This is a genomic window from Kitasatospora sp. NPDC018619 (assembly GCF_044391605.1).
In the GTDB taxonomy this organism is placed as follows: Bacteria; Actinomycetota; Actinomycetes; order Streptomycetales; family Streptomycetaceae; genus Kitasatospora.
The window spans coordinates 91075-106840 of record NZ_JBISAI010000022.1 but is presented as its reverse complement, the minus strand read 5'-3'; the positions used below and the strand labels follow the sequence as shown (position 1 = coordinate 106840).

Here is a 15766-nt window from a genome sequence, read left to right as displayed (position 1 = left end):
CGTGCACCCTCTCGGGACCTGCCGTGGCCGGCGGTCCGAGTGATCAACTACAGGTCGCCCGCATCTGGGCGACTGCCAGGTGGGCCTTGGTCGCCGTGTCGCCGTGCCAGTCCTGGCCCCGGCTGTCCAGCTTGATCATCAGCACCCCGGTCGTGGTCCCGAAGGTGCCGACGTCCTTCCACTGGCCGAGGTGGCCGGGCTGGGACACGTCGAAGGAGTTCAGCATCGGGGAGGAGAGGCTGGACGAGCCGTAGACCTCGAAGTGCGCCGGGTTCCCGCCGACGTGGGTGATGTCCTTGTCGTTGGGAACGTACAGCTGGACCTGGCAGGTGGCCGTGCGCAGGCCCACCACGCCCGGGGAGAAGGTCCACAGCGCGTAGTTGCTCTGGTCGTCCTTCTTCGCGTCACCCGACATCGGCATCGCGTCGAACTTGCCGTTGCAGCCGTCCTGCGCCCAGCCGGCGGCGCCCACGGTGAACCATCCGTTGCGGCCGTCGGAGTACCGACCGGCCTCGGAGAAGCCCTGGGCGTTGCTGGTGGGACAGCCGTAGCCCGCCACGGCCGTGTAGCCGGGGGCCTTGGCCGCCGCCAGGGCCGGGGCGGCCGGGGCAGGAGCCGGCGGGGCTGCCGACACGGGGGGCGCGGGGTTGTTCCGGGGCGCGGGCGGGTTGCCGGCGGCCGGAATGCCCGGCGCGTTGTCGCCCGGTGCCGCGGGCGTGGCCCCACCGGGCGCGGGGGCCGGTCGGCCCGGCGGGTTGCCACCGCCCGAACCTCCCCTGCCTCCTGAGCCTCCCTGGTCGGCACCCACGCCGGGGTCGGCGTTCGCCAGGGGCGGGGCGGCGTTGCCCGGGCTGCCGGGGGCCGGCTGGTCGGGCGCGCCCGTCGTCGAGGAGGCGGTCGGCGTCGGTGTGTGCTCGGTGGCCGCAGCCGCTGTCGAAGGGGCGTGGCCCCCGGCCAGCATGCCCACGCCGACCGCGCCCGCGCCGACGACGACCACGGTGAGGCCCACCGCCCAGGCGCGCGGCATCACCTTCGAAGGACCGCCGCCCTCGTTCCTGACCTCCTTGACGAAGGCCGCTACCATGCTCCGCCGGTCCGTACCGTCCTGCTCGGCCTCAGCCATGTTCCACCTCCACGGGCGCGGGCGGGCGCGCGGCCCCCCGGCCGAATACGACCTGTTCCGATGCGGACCTCCGGACGAAGGGCCGGTTCCGCTCCGCACATTGCTGTTTCGCCGCGGTGTGCACCGCGGGGCGGCGTCCTCCCGCAATCCGGCTGAACACCGCCAAGGCCTGGATGCGTGGAACGAAGTGAGTGACCGCCGCGCAGGCCCCCCGGTGGCGGCTCCGCCGACGCGACCGCACGGGGGATCGAGACAGGAAAGGCCTTTCATGCCGACCATAGGCATCGTCGAAGACCACCGCATGACCCGCATGGGAATCGAGCAGGTCCTGGCCCGCAGCCCCCGGCTGGAAGTGATCGCTTCGGTGGACACGGCGTACGAGCTCACCGAGAGCGGGCTCCGCCCCGACGTGGTGGTCCTGGACCCCGCTCCGTACCCGGGCACGTCCGTCCTGCACGTGATCGGCGCCCTGAGCGCCACCAGCGCGGTCCTGGTCCTCTCGCCGTCGAGCGAGCCCGGGGACCTGCTCACCGCGCTCAAGGCCGGCGCCTACGGCTTCGTCACCAAGCACACCGACGACGCCGAGTTCCTGTCCGCCGTCGAGGCGGTGGCCCGCGGCAGCTTCTACCTGGCGGCGGGCCTGGGCGGCCACCTCCATTCCGAGCTCAGCCGCCGCAGCCCCGGCGAGAACCAGGGCCTGGCCCGCCGCGAGGCGGAGACCCTGCGGCTGATCGCCCAGGGCTACACACACAGCCAGATCGCCCGCATGATGACGCTCAGCGAAGCCACCGTCAACACGTACGTGAAGCGGATCCGGGCCAAGCTCAACGCCGGCAACAAGGCGGCGCTGACCCGCAAGGCCATCGAGCTGGGCTACATCGACGAGACCGGTCCCGGCCCGGCGGACCTCTCCCCGACGGCGACCGGTCTGCGGTCGGTCGTCCCGCCTCAGCCGACGGCGGGACACGCCGCCGGACGTTAGCACCCGGCTCGGACCGCCCCCGGGCCGGCCGGGGCAGGCCCCTCGGTCGCGGCGCCCCACCCGGCGGGCCGTCCGGCTCACAGGTGGTGTCCGAACGCGGCGAGGTGCTGGAACAGCCCGAACACGCCGAGCGCCAGCGGCACCGCGGCCACTCCGCAGAGCGTGCCCAGCACGTTCAGCACCGGCGGCCGCTTGGCCGTACCGGCCGCCGGGCGGCGGAAGGACAGCACCACACCCGCGCCCGCCATCAGCACCCCGACCACGCAGAGTGCCAGCGGGCCGACCCAGCCGGGAGCCGCCATCGCGTCGGGCGCGAACAGCAGGGTGGTGGCCAGGCCGACCGCGCCGGCCACCACCACGGGGGCTGCCTCGGCCAGCAGCCGGAAGGTGCCCGCCCGCAGCAGCGCGGCGACCGCCAGGCAGCCGGCCAGCGCCGGCGGGTAGCCGCCGCGCGCCGAGCCCAGCATGGCCAGCGCGACGGCCAGCAACAAGGAGACGGCGGCGGTCCAGCAGAACAGCAGGGTCCGGGCCCGGTGCACCATCACCCGCACCATGCCCTCCTCCGACGCACGCTCGGTGGGCCACAGCGCGGCCAGCTGGGCGGCCAGCCAGGGCGCGCTCAGCAGCATGCCGTAGCCGACCACGGCAACCGTGGCCGCGCCCTGGGCGAGGTTCGCGTGCAAGCCCGCCAGCAGCCCCGTCACGGCCGCCCCTGCCACGCCGAACACGAGCACGGCGGCGGTGACCGCCGAGGGCGCCGCCCAGAGCGCGGCCCCGGCACCGACCATGGCACCCAGCGCCGCCGCGATGGCGTTGCCGTGCGAGGGGTCGGGCAGGAACCAGCCGGCCACGGCCGCGCAGGGCACCGCGGCCAGCGCGATCGGCAGGGCCAGCCTGGGCGGCAGCTCCACGGTGGCTCGGCGCAGCAGCCAGGCGGCGAGGATCAGGACGAAGGCGGAGCCGACCGCCACCGGGCCGGCCACCGTACCGGGCCAGCCGCCGCGCACGGCGGCCGCCACGCAGGCGCCGGCCAGGCCGAGCGCGCCCAGGACGGTGGCGCAGACCGCGCGGGCGCGCGCGGTCCAGCGCAGGTCGCCGAAGGAGTCGGCGACATCGGCGACCAGTTCGTCGACGTCGCGGACCAGCGGTTCCTCGAACTCGCCCTCGGCGGCGTCCCTCAGGTACAGCAACTGACCGTCCTGCACACCGGCCTCGCTCAGCGAGGAGACCGGGTGGAGCGTGGGCCCGCCCGGCACCGCCAGCGACCAGGCCGCCGGCAGTGCCTCCAGTTCCTCCTGCCCGACCAGGCGGGCCAACATCGTGACGTATTCCGCGATCGGGGCGGCGGCGGGGACCGCGAGGTCCACCCGCTTGTGTTCGCCGACCACTGTCACTCGGCAGTGCCCGTCAGCCATGCGTCGCTCTCTTGCCCTCGTTCATGCGGATCGTCGTACGGATGAAGGCCGACCGAGGTGGCGGCGGCCGGACCTCAGTGCCCCGAACCGGTGTGCTTCCAGGTCTGCGAGTTGGACCACTCGGCCTCGCCGTAGTTCGCCCAGTTGGCGTTCATGGCGTGGGCGATCTGGCCGAGCACGCCCTCGGGGCCGAACAGCCCGTTGGCCGCGGTGTTCCACTCGTTCTGGAGCCCCTGGTAGTAGGCGGAGGCCGTGCCCTGCCAGCCCTCCGGCAGCTGGTTCAGGTACAGGGCCAGCTCGTGCAGCTGGTGGGAGATGTCGGCCGCCTGCCCGTTGAGGTAGGGGCCGGCGTTCCCCAGGTCCTGCTGGACGCTGATCGGGACGGCGTCGGAGAAGGTCATCGCGGTACTCCTGGAGGTGGCGGGACGCGGTTCAGAACTGGGCGGGGGGCAGCGTCACCTTGCGGAGGTTGGCGAGGTTCGCCTGCTCCGACTCGACGTAGTTGACGTAGTTGCCGCGCAGCCCGGAGGCGATGTCGGTGAGCGCGTCGTGCATCATCCGCGCGTAGATGTCGTAGTCGGCCATCAGCACCTCGAAGGCCGCGTGCGCCGAGCCCTGCCAGCAGCCGCTCAGGCCCGCGACGTAGGTGCGCAGCGAGGCGATCTTGGTATCGATCTCGCCGGCCTGGTTGGTCACGTACACGGCCGCTGCGGAGACGTCGTCGGGCGTGACCTTGTAGCCGCTCGTCATACCGCCACTGCCCGTCGTACTGCCCGGCTGCGTCATTCCTGGCCCTTTCGGCGTCTGCTGACGGAGAGCGAGCGGCCGGCCGGCACCCGTCGGGGCTCGGCCGCGATCACCACGCCCGGATTGTCGCCGCCAGCCTCCCGCACCGCCCCGGGACGCTGCCAGTCACCGTTTCGGATGTCCCTCGTGCTGTCGGGACGTCCCTCGTGCCCCGCCTCCGGGGCCCGTGGCCGGGTCTCGGGGCGGCTGCGGGGGCGGGGGGTGCGTGCGAAGATGGCAGGGCTGGTGGGAACGATCTCCGGACGGTTTCTGGGACGGTTCTCTGGCCATGGTGGACGACTACGCGCAGCGCGCGGGGCAGCCTCGGCAGGACGCCCTGCTGATGGTGCCGATCGCCACGGCGCTGATCGACGCCGACGGGCGGATCCTGCACTGGAGCAGTGACGCGGAGGCGCTGCTCGGACACCCTGCGCAGGAGGCGGTCGGAACGCGGGCGGCGACCCTGCTGACCTCCGACGAGCAGCGGCCGGAGGTGCTCCAGCTGTTCCGGCAGATCCTGGAGGGCCGGCCGTGGTCCGGGGTGTTCCCGGTGCGGCACCGGGACGGTCACCTGGTGGACCTGGAGTTCCGCACCCACCCGATCCGCGGCCCCGGCGGCGCGCCGATGGTGCTGGCGGTGGCCTCCGAGGTGACCACGCTGCACCGCCTGCGGGCCGACCTGGCCCTCCTCGACGGGTTCTTCACCCAGTCCCCGGTCGGCATGGCGGTGTTCGACACCGGCCTGCGCTTCGTGCGGCTGAACGAGGCGCTGGCGGACGCGAACGGCCTGCGCCTGGAGGAGCCGCTGGGCCGGCGGCTCACCGAGGTGCTGCCCAGGATCAACGGCGCCGAGGCCGAGGCGGTGATGCGCCGGGTGCTGGCGAGCGGCGAACCGGTGGTGGACGAACTCACGCACGGCCGCACCCCGGGTGACCCGAACCACGACCACGCCTGGTCGACCTCCTACTTCCGGTTGACGGACCGCGGCGGCCGGGCCCTCGGCGTGTGCGCCACGGTCATCGACGTCACCTCGCGGTTCCACGCCGACGCCCGGGCGGCCCGCGCCCAGGAGCGGCTGTCCCTGCTGGTGGACGCGACCGCCTCGATCGGCACCACGCTGGACCTGCGGCAGACCGCCCGGGAGCTGGTCGACGCGATGGTGCCCAGGGTCGCCGACATCAGCGCGGTGTTCGGGCTGGAGGAGCTCGTGGCCGGCCGGCAGGTCGAGTCCCCCGCACCGGACGCGCCGCTGCGGGTGCGCCGCCTGGCGATCGCCTCCGCCGACACGGTCTACCCGGCCGAGGCGCTGCCGGTGGACGCCGTGTACGAGCTGCCGCCGGACTCCCCGTACGCCCGGGCGCTGACCAGCGGGCGCACCATGGTGGTGCCGTCCTGGGAGCTGCCGATGCTGGGCGAGCGCCTCACCGAGAGCCGCCGCCGGGCCTACCTCGGCGACCGTCCGCGCTCGGTGCGGATCACCCCGCTGGTGGCGCGCGGCACCACGCTCGGCATGGTGGTGTACTCCCGGCGCGGCGCGCGGGAGTCCTTCGCCGCGGCCGACATCACGCTCGGCGACGAGCTGGCCTCGCGTGCGGCCGTCGCGATCGACAACGCCCGGCTGTACCTGCGCCAGCACCAGACCGTGCTGGCCCGGCAGCAGGCGCTGCGCGAGGCGAAGGCCGCGCAGGAGCGCCTGGCGCTGGTGAACGTGGCCTCGACGCGGATCGGCACCACCCTCGACCTCGCCCAGACCGCCCAGGAGCTGGCCGAGGTGGCGACCCCGAGGCTGGCCGACACGGTGGTGGTGGAGGTGCTGGAGGAGCTGGTCCGCGGCGAGCGCGAGGCGACCGCTCCCGCCGACGGCTCGGCGCTGCTGCGGCGGATGGCCTTCCACTCGGTGCCGGGCTCGACCATGGCGCCGATCGCCCGCACCGGCAACCTGCACCGCTTCCTGCCCGGTTCGCCGTACGCCTGGTGCCTGGCGCACCGCAAGCCGGTCCTGGTGCCGCGGATGGACGAGGAGGGCATGGCCTGGTTCGCCGAGGACCCGGTGCGCACGGCTGCCGTCCGGGAGCAGAACGTGCTGTCGTTCATGGCGGTCCCGCTGATCGCGCGCGGCACCCCGGTCGGCGTGGCGGGCTTCTACCGCACCCTGGTGGAGCGCCCGTACGGCGACGACGACCTGGCGCTCGCCGGGGAGCTGGCGGTGCGCGCGGCCGTCTCGATCGACAACGCGCTGCTGTTCACCCGTGAGCGCGACGCGGCGGCCGCCCGGCAGCGGGCGCTGGACGAGACGTGGGCGGCCCAGCAGCGGCTGTCACTGCTGAACGAGGCCAGCAACCGGATCGGCACGACGCTCGATCTGCACCGCACCGCCCGGGAGTTGGTGGAGGTGGTGATCCCCCGCTTCGCCGACTTCGCGACGGTGGACCTGCGCGAGGAGGTGCTCGGCGGCGAGGAGCCGGGGGCCGTCCCGCCGGAGGGCCCGGTGCTGATGCGGGCGGTCGCGGTCGGCGAGCGGGGCTCGGACGGCACCATGCACGGGGCCGCCGACCAGGTGGGCGAGACCTCGCAGTCCGCCGAGCTGTACGCGCAGAACCTGCGCACCCGGCGCTCGATCCTGGTCGCCGAGGTGACCGAGGCGGAGCTGGGCCGGCTCGTCGCCTCGCCGGACCGGATCCAGCCGAGCCTGGACGCCGGGGTGCACTCGTACCTGATGGTGCCGCTGGTGGCGCGCGGACACGTGCTGGGCGGCGCGGAGTTCGTCCGCTCCCGCAACCCGGTGCCGTTCGGGCCGGCGGACCGCTCACTGGCCGAGGAGCTGGCCGCCCGCACCGCCTTGGCGATCGACAACGGCCGGCTCTACCGCCGCGAGCGCGACACCGCGCTCACCCTCCAGCGCAGCCTGCTGCCGCAGGAGGTGCACCGCACCCTCGGGTTGGACCTCGCCTACCGCTACCTGCCGAGCAGCGTGGTCAGCGAGGTCGGCGGCGACTGGTTCGACGTGGTGCCGCTGTCCTCCGGGCGGGTCGCGCTGATCGTCGGCGACGTGATGGGACACGGCATCCGGGCCGCCGCGACCATGGGCCAACTCCGCACCGTCGCAAGGACCTTGACCACGCTCGACCTGCCCCCGGAGCGGGTGCTGTACCGGCTGGACGAGGCGACCGCGACGGTCGGCGAGGGACAGTTCGCGACCTGCGTCTGCGTGGTGTACGACCCGGTGGACCGCCGCTGCACCGCGGCCAGCGCCGGGCACCTGCCGCCCGTGGTCGCCGACACCGGGGGCCGGGCCCGCCTGATCGAGCTGCCGACCGGAACCCCGCTCGGCGTCGGCGGATCCGACTTCGAGAGCGCCGAGTTCACCCTCCCCGAGGAGGGCATCCTGACCCTCTACACGGACGGGCTGGTCGAGCGCCGGGGCCAGGACCTGGACGAGGGGCTGGAGTTGCTGTGCCGGACGGTCGCCGACCGGCGCGGCTCGCTGGAGCAGACCTGCGACGCCGTGCTGAGCCGGCTCACCGAGACCACCGGCGAGGACGACATCGCCGTCATCATGGCGCAGGTCCATCCGCGGGGCACGGACCGGATCGCCACCCTCCCGCTCACCGGCGACCACGCCATGGTCGCCCACTCGCGCCGCTTCGCCCGCGAGACCCTGGCCGCCTGGGGGCTCGACGCGCTCACCGACTGGACCGAACTGCTCACCAGCGAGCTGATCACCAACGCCCTGGTGCACGCCGGCTCGCCGACCCAGCTGCGGCTGTACTGCAACCGGGTGCTCACCGTCGAGGTCGCCGACCGGGAGTCCGAGGTGCCGCGGATCCGCCGCGCCCGCGGCGAGGACGAGGGCGGCCGCGGCATCCACCTGGTCAACGAGCTCGCGCACCGCTGGGGCAGCCGCCGGACCGGGGACGGCAAGGTGGTCTGGTTCGAGCTGGAGCTGCCGCCGGGGGCCGCGCCGTCCGCCTGAACGGCCGGGGCGGCTCCGGGCCGGCCCCGATCAGGCCGGACGGGTTGCGGCCAGGTCCGCGGCACGGTAGCGGCCGGAGGGCCCGCGGTCGCGGATCAGAGCGAGCAGGGCCTGCGCCGCCTGCTCGGGCGGCGCCGCGCCGGAGAGGTCCTCGCCGGGGGCCGCCTCCCGGAGCATCCGGGTGCGCATGCTGCCCGGGTCCACCGTCCAGACCCGCAACTCCCGCTCCTCCCGGGCGAGTACGCCGCCGACCAGGTCCAGCGCGGCCTTGCTGGCGCCGTACCCGCCCCAGCCCCGGCAGGGCACCACGGCGGCCTCGGAGCTGATGTTCAGGACGGCCCCCGCGCGGGCGCGCAGCTGGGGCAGCACGAGCTGGGTGAGAGCGATCGGGGCCAGCACGTTGACCTCGAAGGTCTCCAGCAGGTCCGGCAGCGGGACGTCGGCCAGCCGGGGCAGCGGTGCCCGGCCGGGGCCGGGGGCGCCGTTGAGCGTCCCGGCGTTGTTGACCAGCAGGCTCGCACCGCCCAGCTCCTCGGCGGCCATGGCGAGGTGGGCGCGGTGGTCGTCGTCGGCGACGGTGCCGGGCAGGGCGACGACCCGGGTCAGGGCGCCCAGTCCGGCCGCCGCCTCGGCCAGTTCGGCCGCTCCCCGGGCGGTGACCACCAGCCGCCACCCGTCGGCGGCGAGGCCCCGTGCGAGGGCCAGGCCGAGGCCGCGGGACGCCCCGGTGACCACGGCGACGCCCCGGCGCGCGCCGCTGCGACGCGCGCCGGGAGCCGTACCGGCGGCGAAGCCGATGTCTCCACCCGCGCCGGTGCCGAAGCCGATGTCCGTACCCGTGCCGGTGCCGATGCCTGCGTCCATGACGCCACCCTCCCGCCACCGGCGCGCTCCGCGGATCGGCCGCCGGAACCGGGACCCCTCGGGCGTTGGCCCTAGATCCCTAGATCCTTCGATCGTCCCCCGCCGCCGGGCCGACGCCGTCGGCCCAGTGCTGCGGGTCCGTCCAGGCGGCCAGCGTGCGGCGGCTCTCGAAGCGGCGCGGGCGGCCGGTCAGGGGGTCGGTGAACTCGACCGTCGTGGCGAGCAGCTGCAGTGGGCGGCGGAAGTCGTCCGGAGCCGGCTCGGGCAGCACCTCCGGGTAGACCGGGTCGCCGAGGATCGGCAGCCCGAGGCCGCACATGTGCAGGCGCAGCTGGTGGGTGCGCCCGCTCAGCGGCCGCAGCCGGTAGCGGGCGAGGCCGTCGCGCTGCTCCAGCAGGTCGATCCGGCTCTCGCTGTTCGGCGGCGCGTCGACCTCCCGGGCGGCGATCACCCCGCGTTCCTTGACGATGTGGCTGCGCACGGTGCGCGGCAGGCTCAGCCGCGGGTCGTACCCGGCGACGGCCTGGTACTCCTTGCGCACCAGGCGGTCCCGGAAGAGGGTCTGGTAGGCGCCGCGGTCCTGCGGCCGTACGACGAACATGGCCAGGCCCGCGGTGAGCCGGTCCAGGCGGTGGGCGGGGCTGAGCGCGGGCAGGTCGAGGGCGTGGCGCAGCCGGGACAGCGCCGTCTCGGTGACGTGCCGGCCGCGTGGCGTGGTGGCCAGGAAGTGCGGCTTGTCGACCACCACCAGGTGCTCGTCGCGGTGCAGCACGACCAGCTCGAACGGGACGCGGACCTCCTCGGGGAGGTCCCGGTAGAACCACAGGTGGGCACCGGGGCGAAACGGTTCCGCCGGGGTGATCGGCCCCTGCTCGCCGAGGATCTCGCCGTCCCGCAGGGCCGCGTCGATCCGCTCGGCCGGGACGGCGGGCAGCCGGTCCACCAGGTGGTCCCGCACCGTCGGCCAGGGGCCTTCGGGCGGGAGCCGGAGGTGCACCGGGTCCACGCCGCGGCGCTGCGGGAGGGGGGAGGCCGGGCGGCGGCTTCTGCGTCTCATCTCCCGGCCCAGCGTAGTGCGCGCCGGCGCACGACCCGCGGCCGAGGTGCTGACCCGGGGCCGGGCGGGGAGAGTGGACCGGAGGCCCTCGTTCCGCCGGGGCCCGCCGACCGACCGCCGGACCACCGACCGACCGGCACCACTGGAGGACGCGTGACCGCCGACGGCCCGGACGGGGTGCCGCCGCTGCACCTGCCGAGGCGGACCCGGCTGCTGCTCTACGGCGCGCTCCTGCTGCTGGTCGCCGCCGTGGTGGCGGCGCTGGCCATCGGGCCGGGGACCACCCTGGCGCCGCTGCTCGCGGTCGCCCCGGTGCTGGCCGGGGCGACCACCCGGCAGGCCCGGGTGCCGCTGCTGGTCGGCGCGGTGGCGCTGCTGACCGTCGGACTGCTGGAGTCGGCCAACGCGCAGCTGCCGCTCTCGGTGCGGATCAGCGTGCCGGTCACCATCCTGGCCTCGACCCTGGCCAGCGCCGCCAGCGTCCTGCTGGTGGCAGCCCGGGAGCGCGAGCTGTTCCAGGTCCGGACGGTGGCCGAGGCGGCCCAGCGGGCCCTGCTGCGCCCGCCGCCGGAGCGGCTCGGCCCGCTGCGGCTGGCGGTGCGCTACGTGGCGGCGGCCGCCGAGGCCCGGATCGGCGGGGACCTGTACGCGGTGGTGGAGACCCGCTTCGGGGTGCGCATCCTGCTCGGGGACGTCCAGGGGCACGGCCTGCCGGCGGTGGAGACGGCGGCGGACGTGCTCGGGGTGTTCCGGGAGGCCGCGCGGACCGAGCCCGACCCCGGTCGGCTCGCCGAGCGGCTGGACGCGGCGCTGGCCGCGCGGTCGTCGGAGGAGGGGCGGTTCGCCACCGCGCTGCTGCTCGACGTGGCCCCCGGCCGGGGGCCGGTGCGGCTGGTGAACTGCGGCCACCCTCCCCCGCTGCTGCGCCGGGCGGGGCGGGTGAGCGAGCTGGAGCCCCCGTTCCCCGCGCCTCCGCTGGGCCTGCTGGGGCTCACCGGGGGCGGCTACCCGGACCGGCGCTTCGACCCGGAGCCGGGCGACGTGCTGCTCCTGCACACCGACGGGGTCTCCGAGGCCCGGGACGCCGGAGGGCGGTTCTACCCGATCGCGGAGCGGCTGCCCGGCCTGCACGGGGGCTCCCCCGCGGACCTGCTGGACGCCGTGCTGACGGACGTCGACGGCTGGGTCGGGGACGCCGGGCTGGCCGACGACGCGGCGGTACTGGCCGTCCGCTGGGAGCCGTGACGGGCGCGGACGGCCGTTGTCAGTGGTGTGTGCAAGGCTGCGGGCACGGTCGGGACGTGCCGGCCGCCCGGCCGGCGGCTGCCCGGCGGGGAGACGACCGACGAGGGGAGCGTGCCATGGGTGCCACGGCGAGCGGGTCGTTCGACATCACGGCGTTCGAGCCGGTGGAGACGGAGGAGCGGGAGGGCGCGGCGTTCGGGCGGGTCCGGGTCTCCAAGGCCTTCACGGGCGGGCTGAGCGGGCGGAGCGAGGTGCGGATGCTCTCCGTCGCGGGCCCGTCCGGCAGCCCGGCCTCGTACGTCGCGGTGGAGCACGTGACGGGGCAGCTGGACGGGCGCAGCGGCTCGTTCGTGCTCCAGCACACGGCGTGGGACACCACCGGCACGCTGATACGCGTGGTGCCGGGCACGGGCACGGGCGAGCTGGCCGGGATCACCGGGGAGTTCCGTCTGACCATCGACGGGTCCGGCACCCACACCTACGTCCTGGAGTACGAGCTGGGCTGACGCCGGCTGCGGCGCGCGCAGCCGGCTGCCCGGTCCGTCAGCGCACGGGCTGGCCCGCCTCCAGCCGCCGGATCGCGGTCCGCACGGCGGTCGTGAAGCTCCAGAACAACGGCAGCGTGTTCGCCGCCCGCTCGGCGCGGGTGTTCTTGCCCGGGGCGAACATCGCGGCCCGTAGCTCGGTGGTCATCTCCAGCTGGGCGCCCATCCCGAGCAGGCTGCGGTTGCAGATGTTCTCCGGGGAGATGCCCGCGATCTCCTCCTCGCCGGAGGCGGTCACGGCCCGGATGCCCGCCGCCGTGAGCTCCTCGGTCAGGTACTGGCGGAAGGTGGGGTTCAGGCCGCCGACCAGCACGCCCTGGGCACCGGCTTCCAGCCCGGCCTGGGCGGCGGTGCAGCCGTGCAGCGACAGGACGTTGAGGCTGCCGGCGCACATCGCGCGGGCCACGCCGTCGTCGCAGTGGGTGGAGGTGACGTGCAGTTCGCTGTTGTTGGCGGAGCGCAGGCCCTCGAACAGCCAGAAGTCGTGGGTCGGCCCGGCGGCCGGGGTCGGGGCGAGGTCGGCCGGGTGGTAGCCGGCGACGGCCAGGCAGAGTTCGGAGGTGCCGACCTCGATGCCGCCGCCGTGCGGGGCGATCACGGTGGTCCGGACGAACGGTGCGCGGCTCTGCGGGCTCTGGTCGTCGACGAGGTGCCGGCGGTAGCGGCGGCCGTAGTCCACGCCCTCGACGAGGGCCGGGTCGGCGTAGAGGGCGGTGTTGGAGGGGTACCGGTCGGCGGCGCTCGCGGGGGTGCTGCCCGCGACGGCACCGAGGGTGCCGAGGGCCGGGGCCGCGGCGAGCGCGGCGATCAGGGTTCGACGGTTGATCACGGTCACGGATCATGGCAGGAGGTGGGAGATCGCGAAAGACCCTGTGGGGCGGGTACGGGCCGACGGCCCGGCCGGGGCGGGACCGGTCCGACCGTGTGACGCCGCCCGACGGACGCGGGCCGCGTCCGCCCGGCTGCCGGGCACCGCTGTCACGATGATGCGATCAGTGCACGATCGGCATCGGAGGGTGGCGCATGCGCGGCACGGCGGTGGACCGTACGGCAGGGGTGGTCACGGGGCGGCGGGCGGCCACGGGGCGGCGGGCGGCCGCGGGCCCGGGGACGGTCGGGCAGGTGGTCGGCCGGCTGCGGGAGATCGGGGCGGGGCTGCCCCCGGCCGACGGCGTGGCGGTGTTCAACCGGCTCTACCTCACCGTGACGGAGGCCGTCCGCACCCGGCTGGGCAGCGGGTGCTTCGCCGACCCGCCCGCGGTGGCCGAGCTGGACGTGGTGTTCGCCGGGCGGTACCTGCGGGCCGTGGCCGCCGACGCGGCCGGGCAGCAGCCGCCGGCCTGCTGGCGGCCGCTGTTCGCGCTGCGCGCCCACCCGGCGGTGCACCCGCTGCAGTTCGCGCTGGCCGGGATGGCCGCCCACATCCAGCACGACCTGCCGCTGGCCGTCGTGGACACCTGCCGCCGCCGGGGCTGCGGACCGGCCGACGTCGAGGAGGACTACCACCGGATCAACCGGGTGCTGGCCGAGGTGGAGACGGCCGCCCGGGAGCAACTGATGCCCGGGCCCGACCTGCTGGAGCGCGCCGAGCCGCTCGCCCACCTGCTCGGCGCCTGGTCGGTCGGGGCGGCCCGCGAGGGCGCCTGGGACGCCGTCGAGGCGCTCTGGGAGCTGCGGCGCCTGCCGCGCGCGGCCCGCGCCTTCGCCGCCGTGCTGGACGGTTCGGTCGGGCTGCTCGGCCGCGCCCTGCTGCTCCCGCTGGGGCGCGACGACCGCCCGGGCGAGGAGCCGGGCGAGGGGCCGGACGCACGGCGTCGGCGCGCTCCCGCAACGGCCACGGCCGCGGCCGCCCGGCTCCCCGAGGCGAGGGGCCGGACGGCCGAGGACGGTACGGGCGCGGCGGGCGCCGGGGCGGGCGGAGCCGGCGGTCAGGCCCAGCTGGAGTGCAGCGGCTTGCCCTCGGCGTAGCCGGCCGCGCTCTGCACGCCCACGATCGCCTTCTCGTGGAACTCCTCCAGGCTGCCCGCCCCCGCGTAGGTGCAGGAGCTGCGGACGCCCGCGACGATCGAGTCGATCAGGTCCTCGACACCCGGGCGGGCCGGGTCGAGGAACATCCGGGAGTGCGAGATGCCCTCCTCGAACAGCCCCTTGCGGGCGCGGTCGTACGAGGAGTCCTGGGCGGTGCGGTTGCTCACGGCGCGGGCCGAGGCCATGCCGAAGCTCTCCTTGTACTGGCGGCCGTCGGGGGCGGTCTGGAGGTCGCCCGGGGACTCGTAGGTCCCGGCGAACCAGGAGCCGATCATCACGTTGGAGGCGCCGGCGGCCAGCGCCATCGCGACGTCGCGCGGGTGGCGCACGCCGCCGTCGGCCCAGACGTGCCGGCCGAGCCGGCGGGCCTCGGCGGCGCACTCCAGGACGGCGGAGAACTGCGGCCGGCCGACGCCGGTCATCATCCGGGTGGTGCACATGGCGCCGGGGCCGACACCGACCTTGAGGATGTCGGCGCCCGCCTCGACCAGGTCGCGGACACCGGCGGCGGAGACCACGTTGCCGGCCACGATCGGGACCCGCGGGTCCAGGCCGCGCACCGCGCGCAGCGCGTTGATCATGGACTCCTGGTGGCCGTGCGCGGTGTCGACCACCAGCACGTCGGCGCCGGCCTCGATCAGCGCCGCGGCCTTGCCCGCGACGTCGCCGTTGATGCCGACGGTGGCGGCGATCCGCAGCCGGCCGGCCGCGTCGACGGCCGGGGTGTACAGGGTGGCGCGCAGCGCGCCCTTGCGGGTGAGGATGCCGACCAGCCGGCCCTCGCCGTCCACGACCGGGGCGAGCTTGCGGTGCGCCCCGGAGAGCTTCTCGAAGGCGGTCCGCGGGTCGATCCCCTCGTCCAGCACCAGCAGGTCGCGGGACATCACGTCGGCCAGGCTGGTGAAGCGGTCCACGCCCTGGCAGTCGGACTCGGCGACGACGCCGACCGGCTTGCCGTCCTCGACCACCACGAGGGCGCCGTGCGCGCGCTTGGGCAGCAGCGAGAGCGCCTCGGCCACGGTGGCGCCGGGGGCGAGCGTGATGGGGGTGTCGAAGACCAGGTGGCGCTGCTTGACCCAGGAGACGACCTCGGCGATGACCTCGGTGGGGATGTCCTGCGGGATGGCGACCAGGCCGCCGCGGCGGGCGACGGTCTCGGCCATCCGGCGGCCGGCGATGGCGGTCATGTTGGCCACGACCAGCGGGATGGTGGTCCCGGTGCCGTCGTTCGAGGAGAGGTCGACGCCCTGCCGGGAGCCCACGGCGGAACGGCTGGGGACCATGAAGACGTCGTCGTACGTCAGGTCGTACGAGGGCTTGAGGTCGTTCAGGAAGCGCATGAAGAAGGGCTCTCTGGCTGGGGGGATACACCTCGGGTGCGGGTGCGGCGATGCCGCCGGGGCGCACTCGGGCGCCCGGCACCCAGCGTTCGATTCTCCGTGAGGACGGGGGGCAAAAGCCAGCCCGGCGGGCATTGCTGGGGCTGTCCACAAACCGTGATCAATGCTCCGCGCGTAGACATGGAGGATCGTCCAAAGACCTCCTCCGACGTCGGCTTTTCGCCCCGCTCCGGAGCACTCCCGTAGCATTCACGCGGTAACGGGCATGGCTTCACGCGTGTGGGCGTGGCGAGACGGGAAAGCGGCAGCAAGCGTGAGCATCGGGCAGACGGACATCGGGCAGACGGACATCGGGCGGACCGACCTCGGGCGGACCGACCTCGGGCAGGACCGGGCCGGCGCCGAGGA

At 75.1% G+C, this 15766-nt stretch carries 13 protein-coding genes; 5 read left to right on the top strand and 8 right to left on the bottom strand.

What is annotated here, in order from left to right:
- Positions 1-43: 43 nt before the first annotated feature.
- A complete protein-coding gene (locus ACH5AR_RS28655; RefSeq protein WP_396304428.1) occupies positions 44-1123 on the bottom strand; it encodes a hypothetical protein in 1080 nt (359 codons plus the stop codon).
- Between ACH5AR_RS28655 and ACH5AR_RS28650 the strand changes: the two genes are divergently transcribed.
- Positions 1083-2105: a LuxR C-terminal-related transcriptional regulator gene (locus ACH5AR_RS28650; protein WP_396304427.1), complete on the top strand. Its 1023-nt coding sequence runs from the start codon at positions 1083-1085 to the stop codon at positions 2103-2105. The genes ACH5AR_RS28655 and ACH5AR_RS28650 overlap by 41 nt on opposite strands.
- A 77-nt stretch (positions 2106-2182) precedes the next feature.
- On the opposite strand, the gene eccD is transcribed toward ACH5AR_RS28650, so the two are convergent.
- The 3 genes from eccD to ACH5AR_RS28635 form a co-directional block, all read right to left on the bottom strand.
- Positions 2183-3520: a type VII secretion integral membrane protein EccD gene (gene eccD, locus ACH5AR_RS28645; RefSeq protein ID WP_396304416.1), complete on the bottom strand. Its 1338-nt coding sequence runs from the start codon at positions 3518-3520 to the stop codon at positions 2183-2185.
- 74 nt (positions 3521-3594) lie between these two features.
- The gene (locus ACH5AR_RS28640) at positions 3595-3921 is read right to left on the bottom strand and encodes a WXG100 family type VII secretion target (protein ID WP_396304415.1); all 327 of its coding nucleotides are present in this window, start codon (positions 3919-3921) and stop codon (positions 3595-3597) included.
- Between the two features lie 31 nt (positions 3922-3952).
- Positions 3953-4270, bottom strand: coding sequence for a WXG100 family type VII secretion target (locus ACH5AR_RS28635; protein WP_396304414.1), 318 nt, complete (start codon positions 4268-4270; stop codon positions 3953-3955).
- Positions 4271-4595: 325 nt separating this feature from the next.
- Here ACH5AR_RS28635 and ACH5AR_RS28630 point away from each other — a divergent pair, with 325 nt between their 5' ends.
- Positions 4596-8279: a SpoIIE family protein phosphatase gene (locus ACH5AR_RS28630; RefSeq protein ID WP_396304413.1), complete on the top strand. Its 3684-nt coding sequence runs from the start codon at positions 4596-4598 to the stop codon at positions 8277-8279.
- Between the two features lie 30 nt (positions 8280-8309).
- Here the strand turns inward: ACH5AR_RS28630 and ACH5AR_RS28625 are convergent, their stop codons facing one another.
- Together ACH5AR_RS28625 and ACH5AR_RS28620 are read right to left on the bottom strand one after the other, a co-directional pair.
- Positions 8310-9143 (bottom strand): SDR family NAD(P)-dependent oxidoreductase, encoded by an 834-nt coding sequence (locus ACH5AR_RS28625; protein ID WP_396304412.1) that lies wholly within the window; start codon positions 9141-9143, stop codon positions 8310-8312.
- A gap of 79 nt (positions 9144-9222) precedes the next feature.
- Positions 9223-10200 (bottom strand): pseudouridine synthase, encoded by a 978-nt coding sequence (locus tag ACH5AR_RS28620; RefSeq protein WP_396304411.1) that lies wholly within the window; start codon positions 10198-10200, stop codon positions 9223-9225.
- A 153-nt stretch (positions 10201-10353) separates the two neighbouring features.
- On the opposite strand from ACH5AR_RS28620, the gene ACH5AR_RS28615 reads away from it, so the two are divergent.
- Together ACH5AR_RS28615 and ACH5AR_RS28610 are read left to right on the top strand one after the other, a co-directional pair.
- Positions 10354-11445 carry a PP2C family protein-serine/threonine phosphatase gene (locus ACH5AR_RS28615; RefSeq protein ID WP_396304410.1) on the top strand — a complete coding sequence of 364 codons (1092 nt, stop codon included), beginning with the start codon at positions 10354-10356 and terminating at the stop codon, positions 11443-11445.
- A gap of 116 nt (positions 11446-11561) precedes the next feature.
- Complete coding sequence (locus tag ACH5AR_RS28610) at positions 11562-11951, top strand: DUF3224 domain-containing protein (RefSeq protein WP_396304409.1); 390 nt, start codon at positions 11562-11564, stop codon at positions 11949-11951.
- A gap of 37 nt (positions 11952-11988) precedes the next feature.
- Here the strand turns inward: ACH5AR_RS28610 and ACH5AR_RS28605 are convergent, their stop codons facing one another.
- Complete coding sequence (locus tag ACH5AR_RS28605) at positions 11989-12825, bottom strand: poly-gamma-glutamate hydrolase family protein (RefSeq protein ID WP_396304408.1); 837 nt, start codon at positions 12823-12825, stop codon at positions 11989-11991.
- 188 nt (positions 12826-13013) lie between these two features.
- Here ACH5AR_RS28605 and ACH5AR_RS28600 point away from each other — a divergent pair, with 188 nt between their 5' ends.
- Positions 13014-13958: a DUF5995 family protein gene (locus ACH5AR_RS28600; RefSeq protein WP_396304407.1), complete on the top strand. Its 945-nt coding sequence runs from the start codon at positions 13014-13016 to the stop codon at positions 13956-13958.
- On the opposite strand, the gene ACH5AR_RS28595 is transcribed toward ACH5AR_RS28600, so the two are convergent.
- Positions 13919-15358 (bottom strand): GuaB1 family IMP dehydrogenase-related protein, encoded by a 1440-nt coding sequence (locus tag ACH5AR_RS28595; protein WP_396304406.1) that lies wholly within the window; start codon positions 15356-15358, stop codon positions 13919-13921. The two genes, ACH5AR_RS28600 and ACH5AR_RS28595, sit on opposite strands and share 40 nt — an antisense overlap.
- Positions 15359-15766: the final 408 nt, after the last annotated feature.

Excerpts from the sequence above, each read along its gene's own strand:
- ACH5AR_RS28655 (WP_396304428.1), bottom strand. The coding sequence starts at position 1,123 with ATGGCTGAGGCCGAGCAGGACGGTACGGACCGGCGGAGCATGGTAGCG.
- ACH5AR_RS28625 (WP_396304412.1), bottom strand. The coding sequence starts at position 9,143 with ATGGACGCAGGCATCGGCACCGGCACGGGTACGGACATCGGCTTCGGC.
- eccD (WP_396304416.1), bottom strand. The coding sequence starts at position 3,520 with ATGGCTGACGGGCACTGCCGAGTGACAGTGGTCGGCGAACACAAGCGG.
- ACH5AR_RS28620 (WP_396304411.1), bottom strand. The coding sequence starts at position 10,200 with ATGAGACGCAGAAGCCGCCGCCCGGCCTCCCCCCTCCCGCAGCGCCGC.
- ACH5AR_RS28640 (WP_396304415.1), bottom strand. The coding sequence starts at position 3,921 with ATGACCTTCTCCGACGCCGTCCCGATCAGCGTCCAGCAGGACCTGGGG.
- ACH5AR_RS28595 (WP_396304406.1), bottom strand. The coding sequence starts at position 15,358 with ATGCGCTTCCTGAACGACCTCAAGCCCTCGTACGACCTGACGTACGAC.
- ACH5AR_RS28600 (WP_396304407.1), top strand. The coding sequence starts at position 13,014 with ATGCGCGGCACGGCGGTGGACCGTACGGCAGGGGTGGTCACGGGGCGG.
- ACH5AR_RS28610 (WP_396304409.1), top strand. The coding sequence starts at position 11,562 with ATGGGTGCCACGGCGAGCGGGTCGTTCGACATCACGGCGTTCGAGCCG.
- ACH5AR_RS28635 (WP_396304414.1), bottom strand. The coding sequence starts at position 4,270 with ATGACGAGCGGCTACAAGGTCACGCCCGACGACGTCTCCGCAGCGGCC.
- ACH5AR_RS28650 (WP_396304427.1), top strand. The coding sequence starts at position 1,083 with ATGCTCCGCCGGTCCGTACCGTCCTGCTCGGCCTCAGCCATGTTCCAC.
- ACH5AR_RS28630 (WP_396304413.1), top strand. The coding sequence starts at position 4,596 with ATGGTGGACGACTACGCGCAGCGCGCGGGGCAGCCTCGGCAGGACGCC.